This is a genomic window from Promicromonospora sp. NPDC090134, assembly GCF_044746965.1.
Taxonomy (GTDB): Bacteria; Actinomycetota; Actinomycetes; order Actinomycetales; family Cellulomonadaceae; genus Promicromonospora.
In genome coordinates, this window is record NZ_JBIVCZ010000001.1 from 183,240 (window position 1) to 197,668 (window position 14,429).

At 69.9% G+C, this 14,429-nt stretch carries 13 protein-coding genes; 6 read left to right on the forward strand and 7 right to left on the reverse strand.

The genetic code is table 11. The features are described 5' to 3' along the window. Positions 1–70: 70 nt before the first annotated feature. Positions 71–2,512 carry an esterase-like activity of phytase family protein gene (locus ACIPN7_RS00810; protein WP_400537015.1) on the reverse strand — a complete coding sequence of 814 codons (2,442 nt, stop codon included), beginning with the start codon at positions 2,510–2,512 and terminating at the stop codon, positions 71–73. A gap of 126 nt (positions 2,513–2,638) precedes the next feature. Here ACIPN7_RS00810 and ACIPN7_RS00815 point away from each other — a divergent pair, with 126 nt between their 5' ends. Together ACIPN7_RS00815 and ACIPN7_RS00820 are read left to right on the forward strand one after the other, a co-directional pair. Next, positions 2,639–3,940, forward strand: a complete 1,302-nt coding sequence (locus ACIPN7_RS00815; RefSeq protein ID WP_400537018.1) for an MFS transporter — start codon at positions 2,639–2,641, stop codon at positions 3,938–3,940. Between the two features lie 174 nt (positions 3,941–4,114). Beyond that, positions 4,115–4,450: a hypothetical protein gene (locus tag ACIPN7_RS00820; RefSeq protein WP_400537021.1), complete on the forward strand. Its 336-nt coding sequence runs from the start codon at positions 4,115–4,117 to the stop codon at positions 4,448–4,450. An 8-nt stretch (positions 4,451–4,458) separates the two neighbouring features. Here ACIPN7_RS00820 and ACIPN7_RS00825 read toward each other — a convergent pair whose 3' ends face one another. Further along, a complete protein-coding gene (locus tag ACIPN7_RS00825; RefSeq protein ID WP_400537024.1) occupies positions 4,459–5,268 on the reverse strand; it encodes a hypothetical protein in 810 nt (269 codons plus the stop codon). 95 nt (positions 5,269–5,363) lie between these two features. Here ACIPN7_RS00825 and ACIPN7_RS00830 point away from each other — a divergent pair, with 95 nt between their 5' ends. After that, positions 5,364–8,636 carry an SNF2-related protein gene (locus ACIPN7_RS00830; RefSeq protein WP_400537027.1) on the forward strand — a complete coding sequence of 1,091 codons (3,273 nt, stop codon included), beginning with the start codon at positions 5,364–5,366 and terminating at the stop codon, positions 8,634–8,636. A 59-nt stretch (positions 8,637–8,695) separates the two neighbouring features. Further along, positions 8,696–9,418 (forward strand): response regulator, encoded by a 723-nt coding sequence (locus ACIPN7_RS00835; protein ID WP_400537030.1) that lies wholly within the window; start codon positions 8,696–8,698, stop codon positions 9,416–9,418. Between the two features lie 9 nt (positions 9,419–9,427). Here the strand turns inward: ACIPN7_RS00835 and ACIPN7_RS00840 are convergent, their stop codons facing one another. The 3 genes from ACIPN7_RS00840 to ACIPN7_RS00850 all read right to left on the reverse strand — a co-directional run bounded on the left by ACIPN7_RS00840 (position 9,428) and on the right by ACIPN7_RS00850 (position 11,557). Next, positions 9,428–9,844 (reverse strand): hypothetical protein, encoded by a 417-nt coding sequence (locus ACIPN7_RS00840; protein WP_400537033.1) that lies wholly within the window; start codon positions 9,842–9,844, stop codon positions 9,428–9,430. Between the two features lie 61 nt (positions 9,845–9,905). Further along, positions 9,906–10,388: a hypothetical protein gene (locus tag ACIPN7_RS00845; protein WP_400537036.1), complete on the reverse strand. Its 483-nt coding sequence runs from the start codon at positions 10,386–10,388 to the stop codon at positions 9,906–9,908. A gap of 503 nt (positions 10,389–10,891) precedes the next feature. Next, positions 10,892–11,557, reverse strand: coding sequence for a hypothetical protein (locus tag ACIPN7_RS00850; RefSeq protein ID WP_400537038.1), 666 nt, complete (start codon positions 11,555–11,557; stop codon positions 10,892–10,894). Positions 11,558–11,844: 287 nt separating this feature from the next. On the opposite strand from ACIPN7_RS00850, the gene ACIPN7_RS00855 reads away from it, so the two are divergent. Beyond that, entirely contained in the window at positions 11,845–12,369 is a 525-nt protein-coding gene (locus ACIPN7_RS00855; protein WP_400537041.1) for a PDDEXK nuclease domain-containing protein, read from the forward strand. Positions 12,370–12,410: 41 nt separating this feature from the next. Here the strand turns inward: ACIPN7_RS00855 and ACIPN7_RS00860 are convergent, their stop codons facing one another. Together ACIPN7_RS00860 and ACIPN7_RS00865 are read right to left on the reverse strand one after the other, a co-directional pair. Continuing rightward, positions 12,411–13,289 carry a PKD domain-containing protein gene (locus tag ACIPN7_RS00860; RefSeq protein WP_400537043.1) on the reverse strand — a complete coding sequence of 293 codons (879 nt, stop codon included), beginning with the start codon at positions 13,287–13,289 and terminating at the stop codon, positions 12,411–12,413. Beyond that, positions 13,286–13,882, reverse strand: coding sequence for a DUF6318 family protein (locus ACIPN7_RS00865; protein ID WP_400537045.1), 597 nt, complete (start codon positions 13,880–13,882; stop codon positions 13,286–13,288). The genes ACIPN7_RS00860 and ACIPN7_RS00865 overlap by 4 nt, the downstream gene beginning before the upstream one ends. A 286-nt stretch (positions 13,883–14,168) precedes the next feature. Here ACIPN7_RS00865 and ACIPN7_RS00870 point away from each other — a divergent pair, with 286 nt between their 5' ends. After that, positions 14,169–14,375, forward strand: a complete 207-nt coding sequence (locus ACIPN7_RS00870) for a hypothetical protein (protein WP_400537047.1) — start codon at positions 14,169–14,171, stop codon at positions 14,373–14,375. Positions 14,376–14,429 lie beyond the last annotated feature (54 nt).

The following is a 14,429-nucleotide window of genomic DNA, read 5'->3' on the forward strand; positions in this document are numbered from 1 at the left end:
CCGCACGTGTCAGACGCTCAGGTCACGCGGGTGACCTGAGCGTCTGACACGTGCTCGAGGATCTGACAGGTCAGCGGAAGATCTTGCGGGCGCTGCCCAGGTCGAGGAACACCGTCTCGCCGGTCGCGTCCTGCACGCCGTCGTTGTCGGTGATCACGTACACGCGGCCGTCCCCGCCGATCGTGAGGCCCTCGAGCTTCTCCTGCGTCCAGCCGTTGGTGGCGCGGAGCGCGGGCAGCACGTCGATCGCGAGCATCTTGCGCAGCACCGGGACCGTCCCCGGACGCGGGTCGCGCTTCGGCAGGTCCACCGTGTACACGGCCTTGAGCTTCGCCGCGGGCCCGTTGAGCTTGTCGCGCTCGATCACGGCGAGGGTGTCGCGGTCGACGACGGTGATCTCGGACAGGCCCACCCAGTCGCCGTCGGCGGACGGCTCGGACAACTCGTAGCCGAACCAGGTCCACTCCTGGGTCGCGACGTCGTACCTCCCGATGCGGGCGTAGCCGCCCACGCCGTCGTCGCTGGTCAGGCCGCGCTGCAACGCGACGAACAGGTGCTCGCCGTCGCGGTCCACGGTCCCGGCCACGCCCTCGATGCCCCACTTGCCGAGGCCTGCGGCGACGTCGTCGGGCAGGCTGACGCGCTCCTGCACGCGGCCCGACGCCGAGACGCGCACCAGTGCGTTGTCCGGACCGGTCGCGCCCTCGACGCCGAGCCAGAACCCGCCCGCCTTGCCGCGGACCGACGGCCGCGCCCAGATGCCCTCGGCGTCCAGCCCCACCGGCTCACCGTTCTCCGTCACGACGATCTCGCGGTCGATGACGGCGGGGCCGTTCTTCGTCCCGCGCGAGCCCGCGGTCGAGACGGAGAGGATCGACGTCGGCGACTTCGCGGCGTCGGTCACGGTCCACAGGCGGTCGCGCTCGGCCGGGTCGGCCGAGAGCGCGCCGAGCGCGGTCCAGCCGATCGGCTTGCGCTCTCCCGTCGCGGTGCGGGCGTCGGCCGACACGATGGACGGGAACTCCGCGGCTGAGGAGTGAGCTTGCGAGCCCCGCAGAGCCGCGGCATCAGGCAGGGCTGTCCCGGCCACACGCGCGTACCGCTGGCCCTTGCCGAACAGCGAGACCGACGCGCGGACGCCGTCCTCGGCCGCGTCCTCCTCGGAGGAGACGACGAGCAGGTTCCGCGACGGGACCGGCAGGATCCCCTCCGGGCCGTTCGTCGTCGCCAGCACCTGCACGAACCGCGGCTTCGCCGGGCGCGACACGTCGTAGACGGCCACGAAGTTCGACCGCTCGGAGCCGACGAACGCGTAGCGGACGCCGTCGAGCGTGGCGACGGCGAGGCCCTCGATCTCCACGCCCTTCTTGCCGGCCCGGTCGTCGTTGTGCAGGCCGACGCGGACGGCGAGCTCCTCCACCGAGGAGCCCGCGTCCCAGACGACGTCGCCAGTCGCGGCCTCGAAGACCGTCCAGCCGCGCGTGCCGCCCTTCCAGTCGCCCTCGTTCGCGGTGGCGAGGCGCTCGTCGTCGATCCAGCCGATCGCGTCGGGCTCGCGCGGGGCCGCCTCGACGGAGCCGGTCTGGTCGATCGCGCCGTCGTCCTCGGCATCCACGCCCTCCAGCGCGACGGACCCCGCCGAGAAGACGTTCTCCAGCTCGCCGGACTCGACGTCCAGCACGGCGACGCCGTTGTTCTCCTGCAGCGTCACCGCGACCTTGGTGTCGGACGGGTTGATCGAGACGTACTCGGGCTCCGGGTCCTGCGGGGTGTCCAGGCCGGCGGCCGCGAGCGCCGCCTCGTCGAGCGCGACGGGGCGCACCTGCCAGGCGGCGGGGTCGGTGCCCGGCAGGTCGACGAACTGCAGGAACCCGCCGGGCGCCTGCGGGAGATCGCCGTCCTCGCCCTCGCCGGTGTCGGGCAGCACGTCCTCGTCGCGCTGGTTCTCCATCGCGATGACGGCGTGGGCGCCGTCGTGCGTGACGGCGATCGAGTCGGGCTGGCCGCCCAGGTCGATCGAGCGCACCAGGGTGCGCGTCGCGAGGTCGACGACGTCGAGGCGGCCGGACGGCGCGGTGAACGACGTCGAGCTGTCGACGACGACGAGCACGTGGTCGCCGACGATCGCGACCGACGTCGGCTCGTCGTGCTCCGAGCCGAGCTCCGCGAGCGACAGGGTGCCCAGCCCCCGCGGCGTCGCGGGGTCGCTGATGTCGACGAAGCCGATGCGGCGCGCGGCGGCGTCGGTGTGGACGAGGGTCCGGCCGTCCTCGCTGACCGCGGAGATCTCGGCGACGGTCGCGTCGGCCGGGTCCGTGCCCGCGGGGACGTTCTCGAAGACGGGGTAGGTGGCGAGGCGGTGGAACGTCTCGCGTGCGCTGGTCCCGCCGAACGATCCGGTCGATCCGGTCGGGACGTGCTGGCCGGCGGCGACCGCCGGGAACGTGCTCAGGCCGAGCGCGAGAACCGCGCCGGAAGCGATGAAGGCCGCATGGCGGCGGTGAGGAGACACGCTCGGCACCGTCGCGCGATCCGGTGTCGGTGGGAGGACCACGGGCTGGCCCGGGGGTGTCGCGCAGGTGAACTTCCGGGCGGCCGAACCAGGTGGTATCCGAAACACGCGGATAGGCTCGACCGCGTGACCGTCCTTGCCGAGCTACGCGCTCTGCTGCGCCTTCCCGGGTTCCGCAAGCTGTTCACGGTGCGGCTCGTGTCCCAGGCGGGCGACGGCATGTTCCAGGTCGGCCTCGCCAACCTGTTGTTCTTCAGCCCGGAGTCGCAGGGGTCGGCGTCCGCGATTGCCGGCGCGTTCGCCATCATGCTTGCGCCCTTCACCCTGGTGGGCCCGTTCGCCGGCGTGTTCCTGGACCGCTGGCAGCGGCGTCAGGTGCTGGTGTACGGCAACGCGGTACGCGTGCTGATCACCGGCACCATGGCGGTGCTCATGCTCACGCAGGGCGTCACGCCCGCGATCTACGTGCTGGGCCTCGCGGCCCTGAGCGTCAACCGCTTCCTGCTCGCCGGCCTGTCGGCGGGCCTGCCGCGGGTGGTCCAGGGCGACCTGCTGCTCACCGCCAACGCCCTCACGCCGACGCTCGGCGCGGGCGCGGCGTTCCTCGGCGGCGGCCTGAGCTTCCTGCTCGGCTTCGCGATGCCGGCCGGCCGGGTCCACGACGCGACGGCGCTGGCGTGCGCCGCCGTCGTCATGGGCTGCGCCTCGCTGCTGGGGCTGCGGATGTCGCGGACGCTGCTGGGCCCGGTGCGGCCCGCCGTCGGCTCGATCAGCAACGACCTCGTGGCTGTCGCCCGCGGTCTGGTCGACGGCGCCCGCTACCTCGCCGCTCGCCGCACCCCGGGTCAGGCGCTGCTGGTGATGGCGGTACACCGTTTCCTGTACGGGGTGGTGTTCATCGCGGCGATCCTGATGTCACGCAACCTGCTGGTAGAACCGGGCGACTCCAGCGCCGGGCTCGCGACCTTCGCCACGGTGATCGGCGCGACCGGCGTCGGCGGCGGGCTGGCGATCCTGCTCACCGCGGTGCTGGCCCGGCGCATGGCCCCGCAGTCCTGGATCGCCGTGATGCTCCTGGTCGCGGGCGTCTCGCAGCTCATCCTGGTGCCCGAGCCGAGCTTCGCCACGGTGATCACCGCCGCCGGGCTGCTGGGCCTCGCGGCCCAGGGCGCCAAGATCGCCGTCGACACCATCGTGCAGCGCGACGCCGAGGACGCCTATCGCGGCCGCGCGTTCGCCTTCTACGACGTGCTCTACAACGCCGCCTTCGTGGGGGCGGCGGCCCTCGCGGCCTTCCTCGTGCCCGACGCCGGCTGGTCGCCCGGGCTCTTCGTCGCCCTCTCCCTGGGGTACGTCGCGGCGGCGCTCCTGTTCGGGATGCGCGGCACTCGCACGGCAGCTCTGGTGCGGCAACCGGTAAGCGGGTGAATTTATGGATGAGGTCCGGTCTTTTGAGGCGAACATGCCTGTTTTGCCGGTCGAACGGTGCAAGGATTGAGACTAGTTACCTACAGGGACTGGAGGTTCTAGTTCATGTCCGACGCACCCGCCGTCACATCCACGCCAACTTGGGGAGAAGTGTTCCCCTGGTTCCGTGAGGTCATGGCCGAAGACGACGCCTGGTACGTCGGCAAGGTCGACAACCAGACCGATGTCGGCGTCGCGCGCCTCGCCGACGCCGCAGTGACCCGGCTCAAGCCGCTTCCCGTCGGCCGCCTCTACCCCGCAGTGCGGCGGGTCGAGCGGCTCGACGACCTGACCTGGCCCAAGCACCGGCTGCTCAACGCCCTGCACCGGGGCGGCTGCTTCACCGGGGACGACCTGTCCTACATGGTCATCGCCGAGATGCTCTCCTGGGAGTCGGTCGGCCCGATCATCGTGAAGCAGATCCTCGAGGTCGTGGCCCTCGAGGAGATCAGGGCCAGCTCCGCGAAGTAGTACACGTTCTATGCCTCGACGGTGGCCGGATCAGGGGTAACGGCCACCGCCAGGCGCCGGGCCGCGACGACGGCGCACGGCACGGCAGCCAGCATCAGCACCCCCTGCAGGATCTGCACCACCGCGTACCCGGCGCCGAGCACGCCGAAGGAGCCGGCAGCGGCCAGGAGGCCGAGCACGGCGACCACCGCCGCCAGCGCCGCGCCGATCCGCCGCGTGGTCGGCGACGCCCACCCGCACAGCGCGGCGGCCGCGACGACGAGCAGCGCCAGCGCAGCGCTCAGGACCAGGGAACCGACCATCCCGGGCAGCAGTCCGCCGAAGGACAGCATCGAGACGACCGGGAGCAGCACGCTCGTCCACAGGGTGTGGATGACAGCCCCGACCAGGGTGACGACCAGCCCGGCCCGGCGGGCCGTCCACGGGTCACGCAGGAGCAGTGCGAGCAGCACCCCGGTCGCCATGACGGCCAGCACGAAGACCTCGGCCAGCGTGCCCAGGAGCAGGTCGGGGCGGGCGCCGAGCACGAGCTGCACGACCGCCGTGCCGATCTGGACCAGCAGGTGCACACCGACCACGACCACGGCCCCGATCAGGAGCCGCCGGGCCCGGAGCGCCGCCGATCCCACCGCCACCAGGACCGTTCCCGCCGTCGCCGCGTTCACCACGACGAAGACCGCGTTGTTCACGGTGAACCCGAGGTCGAGCTCGGTACCGGGGATCACCAGGCGCAGTGGCACGGCCGTCCACGCCGCGAGGGCGAGGGCGAGCACGCTGAGCGCGGCGGGCCGGCGGCCGGCGTCGGGCAAGGGGTTCATGCCGACACCCTCCCAGAGACCACCGACATCCGTGATCTGCGGCACGCTGTGGATAACTCGGCTCTGCCGGCTCCACGCCGTGGAACCATGGACGGGTGCCCCCGCCGACCTCCGCCCCGCGCATCCACCCCGCGGCCATCAGGCTGCTGGTGGGCAGCGGCGCGTTCCAGCGCGGCGAGGACTACCAGCAGCAGGGCCGGGTCATCTCGTGGGAATGGCTGCCGGACGACCTGCTGCTCATCTCGTGGGTGCGCGGCAGCGGCCGGAGCACGTACTCGTGCTCCGTCGAGTTCAAGGCGGACCCGGCCGGCCCGCCGGTCGTCGTCGGCTCGGACTGCACCTGCCCGGTCCGGTCCGCCTGCAAGCACGTGGCCGCCACGCTCCTCGAGTCCGGCACGGACGGTCTGGCGTCGATGGTCCGGCCCGCCTCGTCGCTGAACCGGGCCCCGCAGGTGCCGGAGTGGAAGGCGGTCGTCCAGCAGCTCGTGCCCGCGACGCCCGCGCCGCTGCCGGCCGGTCCGGCGACCGACTCGGAGACGACGCTGGCGCTGCAGCTGCGGATCGACGGCTCCGCCGCCGCACACACCCTGTCCCTGTCGATGCGGCCCGTGCAGCGCAACGACCGGGGAGCCTGGGTCGGCGGCAACGCCTCGTGGAGCTACATCCGCAACGGCTTCCTGCGCGGCGTCGACCCCGCCGTCCGGGAGTGGTTCACCACGCTCGACGCCCTCCGCGCCACGAGCCCGCGCGGCTACGGGTACCTCAGCACGGGCGACTGGATCAGCCTGGACGACGTGCTGCCCCGCCCGTTCTGGCACCACCTCGCCGACGCCGCCGAGCTCGGGATCGAGCTCGTCGGCAAGTCGAGGCGGGAGTCGGTGCGCCTGGCCCACGAGGCGTCCGTCGCGCTGGACCTCTCCCTGCCGGACGGCGGCGCGCGCCTCGAGCGGACCGTCGCCTTCGACGGCGTGGTCACGGGCACGGCGTCGGTCGGTCCGCTGCGTCATCACGGCCTGTTCGCGGTGGAGGAGTCCTCCTCGGGCCGCACCATCACCCTGGGCCCGACGGCGGCGCCGCTCACCGACCAGGAGCGCACCGCGGTGCACTTGGCCGACGTCGCGATCCCCGCCGACGCGGTCGACGAGTTCCTCGCGGACTACCTGCCGCTCCTGCGCCGTGAGGTGCGGGTCAGGGCGGACGCCGGCGTCGAGCTGCCGGAGCTTCCCCACCCGGAGCTCGTCGTGTCCGTCGAGGCGGTCTCGGCGGCGGAGGTCCGGGTGACGTGGCGGTGGGCCTATCCGCCGTCGGACAAGGAGTACCCGCTGACCACCGCGCTGGAACCGGGCTCCGACCTGCGCGATCTCGCGGCGGAGGCCGCGACCCTCGGCCGGGCCGTCGCCGCAGTGCGCGAGGTGCCCGGCTTCGGCCACTTCCGGGTGGCACCCGAGGTGTTCCGCGGGCTGCAGGCGATGGACTTCGCCACCACGGCGCTGCCCGCGCTGCGTGCCCTGCCGGACGTCCGGGTGGAGAGCGACGAGCTGCCCGAGTACCGCGGCCTGGAGGCCACACCCGTCGTCAGCATGCGCGCCACCGACAGCGGCGACATGGACTGGTTCGAGCTGGGCGTCACCGTCACGGTCAAAGGGCACGAGATCCCGTTCGGGTCGCTGTTCGACGCGCTGGCCCGCAACCAGAAGCGGTTCATGCTGACCGACGGCACCTGGCTCCGTACCGACCTGCCGGTGTTCGCGCAGCTCCGGGCCCTCATCGAGGAGGCGCAGCGGCTCTCCGACCAGCCGGGCAAGCTGCGGATCAGCCGGTTCAACGCGGGTCTTTGGGCCGAGCTGGAGGACGTCGCCGACGTCGTCGAGCAGTCGGACCGGTGGCGGCGCTCGGTGAGCGACCTGGTCGCCCTGACCGCCGACGGCGTCGACGGGCCCGAGCCGCTGCCGCCGCCCGTCGGCCTCAAGGCCGAGCTGCGGCCGTACCAGCAGCACGGTTTCGAGTGGCTCACCTTCCTGTGGCGCCACGGGCTGGGCGGGATCCTCGCCGACGACATGGGCCTGGGCAAGACCATCCAGACCCTCGCCTTCGTCGCCCAGGCCCGCCAGGAGGGCGCCCGGCCGCCGTTCCTCGTGATCGCGCCCGCCTCGGTGGTGAGCAACTGGGCCGCCGAGGCCGCGCGGTTCACCCCGGACCTCAAGGTGGTGACGCTCCCGACCACCGCGCGGAAGGCGGGCACCTCGGTGGCGGACGTCGCCGCGGGGGCGGACGTCGTCGTGACGTCGTACGCGATCTTCCGGCTGGACTTCGACGCGTTCGCCGAGGTCGAGTGGAGCGGCCTGATCCTCGACGAGGCGCAGTTCGCGAAGAACCACCAGACGCGCGCCAACGAGTCCGCGCGCCGCCTGCGGACGCCGTTCAAGCTGGCCATCACGGGCACGCCCATGGAGAACAACCTCATGGAACTGTGGGCGATGCTCGCGATCGTCGCGCCGGGGCTGTACGGGTCGGCGATGAAGTTCCGGGAGGACTACGTCAAGCCGGTCGCGGGCGAGGGCGACTCGGGGCCACTGCTGAACCGGCTCCGCCGTCGGATCAAGCCGCTCATGCTGCGCCGGACCAAGGGCCAGGTCGCACCCGAGCTGCCCGAACGGCAGGAGCAGGTGCTCCGCGTCACCCTCGATCCCCGGCACCGCCGGATCTACGACACCCACCTGCAGCGCGAACGGTCCCGCCTGCTGGGTCTGCTGGACAGCTTCGACGAGAACCGGGTGGCGGTGTTCCGCGCGCTGACGACTCTGCGGCGCCTGGCGCTGGACGCCTCGCTGGTCGACCCGGAGTACGAGGGTGTCGGGTCGGCCAAGCTGGACCTGCTCGCGGAGCAGCTGGCGGAGGTCGCTGCCGAGGGGCACCGCGCGCTGGTGTTCTCCCAGTTCACGTCGTTCCTGACCAAGGCGGCCGAGGTGTGCCAGGAGCTGGGGATCCCGTACGAGTACCTGGACGGGTCCACTCGGCGGAGGCCGGAGGTGATCGGCCGGTTCAAGGACGGGTCGGCGCCGGTGTTCCTCATCAGCCTCAAGGCCGGCGGGTTCGGGCTCAACCTGACGGAGGCCGACTACGTCTACCTCCTTGACCCGTGGTGGAACCCGGCGACGGAGGCGCAGGCGATCGACCGGACGCACCGCATCGGCCAGACGCAGAACGTGATGGTCTTCCGGCTGGTGTCCGAGAACACGATCGAGGACAAGGTGATGGCGCTCAAGGAGCGCAAGGCCCGGCTGTTCGACGCGGTGCTGAGCGACGACGCGGGCGCGTTCGCGGGCGCGCTGGGGGCGGAGGACATCCGGGGGCTGCTCGAGGGCTGAGCTCCTGCTACTCGTCGGGGCGTCCCACCCCATGGCCCCTGACCGGTACGTTTGCCCCCGTGACTCCCGTTGCCGACCTGATCGGGGCTGTCGCCAGCCTCCTGTGGCCCCTGCTCGTCATCGTCGTGCTGCTGGTGTTCGGCCGGCAGCTCCTGTCGAAGCTGCGCAGCTCCGACGACGTCACGCTGGAGATCGGCGGGCAGCGGCTCAACCTCAAGCAGGCAACGGACCAGCAGTCCGACATGATCACCGACCTGCAGCACGAGGTGGCTCTGCTGAAGCGGCAGCTGGACGGCGTCCTGCCGAACCCCGAGACCGCGGCCGCCGGGCAGTCCCAGGGTGCGACCCCGCACCCCGACGAGACCGACTGGACGTCGCCGGAGCAGGAGCGACAGGTCTCGGTCCCGGCGAACCTCCCGGTCCTCTGGGTCGACGACCACCCGGAGAACAACGCGATGGTCACAGAATCGTGGCGGCGCGAGGGCGCCGAGGTCGACACCGCGCGCTCGACCGCCGAGGCGATGCGCCTCCTCGCCGGTCGCCGGTACGGGCTGGTGATCTCGGACATGGGCCGGCACGAGTCCGGCGTCGACGTGCCCGACGCCGGACTCCGCTTTCTCGCCGAGGTCCGCGCGGCGGACGCTCACCTGCCGTTCGTTCTCTACGGGAACGTCGAGCCCGTCTCCGACGTGGCGCGAGCTGCCGGCGCGACCCTCGTGACGGGCTCGACGTTCGAGCTGGTCGACTTCGCGAGCAAGCTGGGAATGCTCCAGGGCGTCTGACGCCCGGCGTCAGCTCCCGGACTTTGCGGAACGGTTCCGCGTCGACGCGAGAGCCCACGCGACAAGGACCGGCTGACCGAGGAGCCGCAGGGCGCGCTTGCGGTCGGTGTCCAGGCCGAACGCGTCCCGGCGTCCCGCGTACTGCGCGATGTTCCCGGGGAAGACCGCGACGAAGAACGCGGCGGCCAGGGCCCCCAGCCGTCGTCGGGCCGGCTGCTTCCAGGTGGCCACCAGGGCGGTGCCGAGGCCGATCTCGACGATGCCGGACCCGACCACGACGGTGTCGGGATCGGCCGGGAACCAGGTGGGTACCTGGGCCTGGAACTCCTTGCGGGCCGTGGTCAGGTGACTGATGCCGGCCGTGAGCAGGGCGGCGCCGAGTGCTACCTGACCGATGCCGCGGAGGACGGAGGAGGTGGATGCCATGGGGTCCATCCTGGACTCCACGCTGCGACCGGGCATCCCACGAGGGGGATGCCGGATCGCATCAGTTCCGGAGGAGCGCCTGGAGCTCGCCGATCCGGATCTGTGTCGTTTTCGGCTCCGCCGTGAAGAGGATCTGGCCGCGCTCCCCTCCGGTGCTCTGCCATTCGACGACCCAGTGCGCTGTACCAGTGAGGGTCAGCGTGCCCGGACTGCTGTTCAGGTCGGCCCCGAACCCGCAGGTGGGCGACGGCTCCGCACTGTTGCGCCCGTCGTACGGCGTGCCGGGCGCGTTGGCCCCGTCGCACGAGATGGCACCCACCGTGGTGCCGTTCGCAGACGAAAGGGTCCACTCGACACGATCGAGTGTGCCCGTGGCCGTGACGGTCAGCCCGATGCCGGGGGACTGGCTGGTGATCGGACCAGTGGTGTTATTGGCGGGGTTCGCGATCCACAACCAGATGGGCAGGCCGATGGTTCCGACCGCGTTCTGGTTGTTGGTGGACGCCGGCGGGGTAGAACCGATCTCACCCGTGGAAAGTTCCATGGCAGCTACGGCGCGCTGGGCGAGCTCTTCGGCGCTGGGGCCTACGGGCGCGGCCGGGTCGGCAGACCAGTAGTACGAATGGCCCGGGCAGTTCTCGAGATCTCCACCTGCTTCTGCGCAAGCCCGCGGCGTGCACTCGAGAACAGTTCCGTCACCAGGCTCGTGGCCTTCCCATGCCGGGTCTCCAGCGGGAGGTTGCGGGCTTGCATTCCGCACATAACACCGACCGTTCCACCCGCCGTACTCGGTGGAACAAGGAACCTCCTCGTCGAAACGCTCACATATCGGGGGGCCACCGCCTCCATTGCCGCCATCGCCTTCGTCTCCGTCACCCCCACCACCGCCGTTGTCCTCGCATGGAATCAAAACTCCGTCTGGCGTCGTGGATGGAATGCATTCGTCCGCGGAAACAACCGGAGCTGGCACGAAAAGGACGAGCAGAGTTGCGATCATCCCTACAGATGCGACCAAGACTCGCCCGAACCGAACGGCCGCCGGTGAGGTCAGCATGCCTGCTCCGGGTGAGGTACCTGCTCGTTCACGGTCCAGATGCTGTCGACACCCTGGTGCCGCATGACGTAGTCGAACCTGTAGCGAACTGGTGCTCCTGCGGTACGGGCAATCGCCTCGCCGTCTCGTGCGAAATTCTGCACCTTGCGGAAGTCGATACATGCACCGAGGTGCACTTCTTCGTTACCAACATTCGAAGTCTTGTAGTTAGTTACCGCCATCGACTCAACTGAGGCCGCACCCGTGGTGTATTGCCCCTGTTCGGCCAAATCGTCGTAAGAAGTTGCGAGGTGAACCCAAACATCCGGATGACCCCAGAATGGGTCGAGTTTCTCGTCCCAGTCCTTGTAGCCGTTGTTGGCCACCTGCGCCGTCGTCTCGTAGTACTTCACGAGCCGCGCCTTCGCGTCCGCGATGTTCTTGGCCTTGATCTGCTCCGGGGTTGTCGGCGTTGCAGAGGGCTCCGGGGCCGGCGTCGCAGAAGGACTCGCGGAAGCCGACGCCGAAGGAGACGATGATCCCGGCCCGGGGATCGCACCCTGGACCGTCTCCGGCTCGAACACACCCGACCGCACGACCGCGAACGCCGCCACCGCTATGACTGCGACCCCGATGAGGACGGCGATGGTGCGCTTGGGCGTGATGGCGGACGAGACCATCGGCGACTCCCTCAACTTCGGGCACAACTCAGTGAACACGGCCGGAACAAGGGTGCGCTACATCCGTCTTCCCGGCAAGGCGCCTCCGTGATAATTCACAACATCTCGCCAACACAGGGCAAGCACGAGCCACAAACTTGCCATGCCCCGACCTCGACGGGGGCCGCGCTCATGTCGATTCGTTGCGTATACGCAACTCGGGTGGCGAATGTTGCAATGCCTCTACAGGCTTGTGCCATGAACCTTCTGGCTGCACGATCTGAATCCGTCTACCGGACCGGTGAGCGATGAACATGTTCCGGCGCTCCGACTCCGGACCCGAGGGGTTCGAGGACGTCATCGACGAGATCACCGAGTCGATCCGCCGCACCTTCACCGGCATCGTCGTCGATCACCTGGAGGACCTCCTCGCCCTGCCGCACCGGCACATGTGCGTGGTTGACCGGCACATGGAGCTGATGGAGGACGAGCGCGACTACACCGTGGACCTGCTGCTCTTCCATGTGACCCAGCTGCGCTACATCGCGATCCAGGTTCACGTCGGTCGCTTCAATCCTGTCCTGATCGGCCGCACCCGATACACGGTGTCACTGGTGGACGACCTCGTACGCATTCCTGAAACGCACCGCCCGACGGTCGGGATCCTGCTCTGCACCGACGCGCCGGCCGACCAGCTGGCAGGTCCGGTCGCCATCGCCCTGTACGACGATCTGTCCCACGCAGAACAGGCGGATTTGCCGCTCCCGCTTGAGCTCACCGCACTGGTCGATCGCTGCGTTGACACCACGACCGCCAAGCACGCGATGTCGTGAGCACCGAGAGAACGGCGGGCCGAACCGCCCGGGGGCTGGCCTCAGCCGCCGTACAGATCCTCGACCAGTCGCGCTCTCGCCTCCAGGATCTCCAGGCTGCCCGACGACGACGCAGTGGTCGCCTCTCCCGGCACGTCACGCCAGGTGGGCTCTCCGGCCAGGCGGAACTGACCGCTCCAGGTGGTGGTGAGCGAGATGGTCGCTGTGCCCTGTTTCGCGTAGGCGTGCGCGATGGTGTGTGCGGGATAGGGAGCACCCGGGTCGGTGGTGTTCAGCGGAGCGGTGCCGTCGCCGAAGTCCCAGGAGTAGCTGGCTGGAACTGCGCGGATATCCACAGGGATGCCGAACAGTTCGGTGCTGACCGTACGGGGTTCCCGATCAGTGAACGCGATGGTATCGGCGTTGACGAGCGTCCAGCCGTCCGGCGGCTGCACGTTCACCTCCGACGGCGCGATCTGCATCTCCTGGAACGCCCGGGCCGCGGCGGCAGGGATGTCGACCTGCCGACGCCGTTCGGCCAGGCAGGACTCGTCCTCGACCAGTGCGGCGTCCGACCACTCGCCCGAGACCTGACGCTGTTCGAACAGGGCCCCGACCGCTTGCTCGTCGTCCTCGCACTCGATGCCCTCGTAGGCGAGCTGGTGGCCCTCGTCGCAGGACTCGGCGAGCACGGTGGCCCCACCGAGGTCACGCAGGTAGCACAACGCAGGAGTAACACGCCATTGGCGTTTTGGAGGCGAGGGCTGGTCGGGACCACCGCTAGAAGCTGATCTTAGAGCGGGAGCATTGGCCGTACGGGGTGCATAGCGTTCGGCGGACACGTGCACTGACTCGTCACTCATTTGACCGGCGATGTCATCGAAGCCGTCTACAGGAACAGTCGCACCAATCGCGAGGCTGAGCCCGATCAGCCCGATCACTGCTGGCCCACTGGGATCGGTGCCACCGTGACAACAACCCAGCTGCCGCCACGGATCCCCATCTCAACCCGCGACTCGGAAATCTTGTCCACTGTCGAGTGGACTTCCTTGCCATTGCTATCCGAGATCTGCGACGACTTCTGGGAGATTTCCGTGTCCAGCGGATAGATCCCGGTGACATCATCTCGAACGTAGGTTTCAGTCACTTCGAGAGTCGCATCGCCACCCGCGTACGTGTATCCGTGCTCCTTGATTCGCTTCGCCTGCTCAAGCGCGTCGCTGCAGAACCCGCACGCCCGGTGCGACATCGCCTCGAACTCCTCCGTGTCCCCCGTGGCCATCACGTACGGGTAGAGCTCGATGAAGTACTCCGCCGCAGCCGCCGCCCCCTCCGCGTCCGTGCGCTTCATCGCCTCGGGACGCACCGGCTTGACGGGCGACGACGGGGACGGGCTCGCACTGGCCGCTGGCGTCGGTACACCGGTAGGGGCCGGGGAAGAGACGTCGGGCTCCGACGGCGATCCCGTGCACGCCGTCAGCGCCAAGCCAGCCGTCACGATCAGCCCGACCGCGCGCATCACCATGCCGCTCATCCACGCACCCCGCCCCCTCGGCCACGCCGTTGCGTATCCGCAACGGCCGGGAATGACGCTAGCCGGGCCCTCGTGATCCGGAAAGTGGGCCCTGTGGAAAACCTTGGGGACAGAGCGCATCAGCGCCTGCCGGAAGGGCCCGTCACACCCGACATATAGGTTGATATCACCGCTAATAGGTGGCCAATATGAGTTTCAAGTAGCGGATCACAATGTTCCTCTACAGGCTTGCCATCATGACATCTCATCACGTCGCCATCACCGCGCCACGGCCGGCGAGCCCGGAATGAACAGGTACACCGTGGTCGCGTACCGCGACGACCAGCGTTGGACGTTGCGCGCGGTCGGCGTCCCCGGCGCCGTGAGCCAGGCGGTCTTCCTGGACGACGCCGAGGCCACCCTCCGCGCCCTGCTCGCGCGCCTCACCGGTGAGGACGCCGAGAGCTTCGCCATCGACCTCGCGCCGATCCCCGGCCCCGGCGGGTTCGACTGAGGGCAAAGAGTTGCGGACAGTAGACGTTGTCTACTGTCCGCAACACAACCCCAG

What these genes read in the sequence shown, in the direction of transcription:
- ACIPN7_RS00865 (WP_400537045.1), bottom strand. Translation starts at nt 13,882, where the DNA reads ATGAGCGGCATGGTGATGCGCGCGGTCGGGCTGATCGTGACGGCTGGC.
- ACIPN7_RS00870 (WP_400537047.1), top strand. Translation starts at nt 14,169, where the DNA reads ATGAACAGGTACACCGTGGTCGCGTACCGCGACGACCAGCGTTGGACG.
- ACIPN7_RS00850 (WP_400537038.1), bottom strand. Translation starts at nt 11,557, where the DNA reads ATGGTCTCGTCCGCCATCACGCCCAAGCGCACCATCGCCGTCCTCATC.
- ACIPN7_RS00845 (WP_400537036.1), bottom strand. Translation starts at nt 10,388, where the DNA reads ATGGAACTTTCCACGGGTGAGATCGGTTCTACCCCGCCGGCGTCCACC.
- ACIPN7_RS00840 (WP_400537033.1), bottom strand. Translation starts at nt 9,844, where the DNA reads ATGGCATCCACCTCCTCCGTCCTCCGCGGCATCGGTCAGGTAGCACTC.
- ACIPN7_RS00855 (WP_400537041.1), top strand. Translation starts at nt 11,845, where the DNA reads ATGAACATGTTCCGGCGCTCCGACTCCGGACCCGAGGGGTTCGAGGAC.
- ACIPN7_RS00825 (WP_400537024.1), bottom strand. Translation starts at nt 5,268, where the DNA reads ATGAACCCCTTGCCCGACGCCGGCCGCCGGCCCGCCGCGCTCAGCGTG.
- ACIPN7_RS00820 (WP_400537021.1), top strand. Translation starts at nt 4,115, where the DNA reads ATGGCCGAAGACGACGCCTGGTACGTCGGCAAGGTCGACAACCAGACC.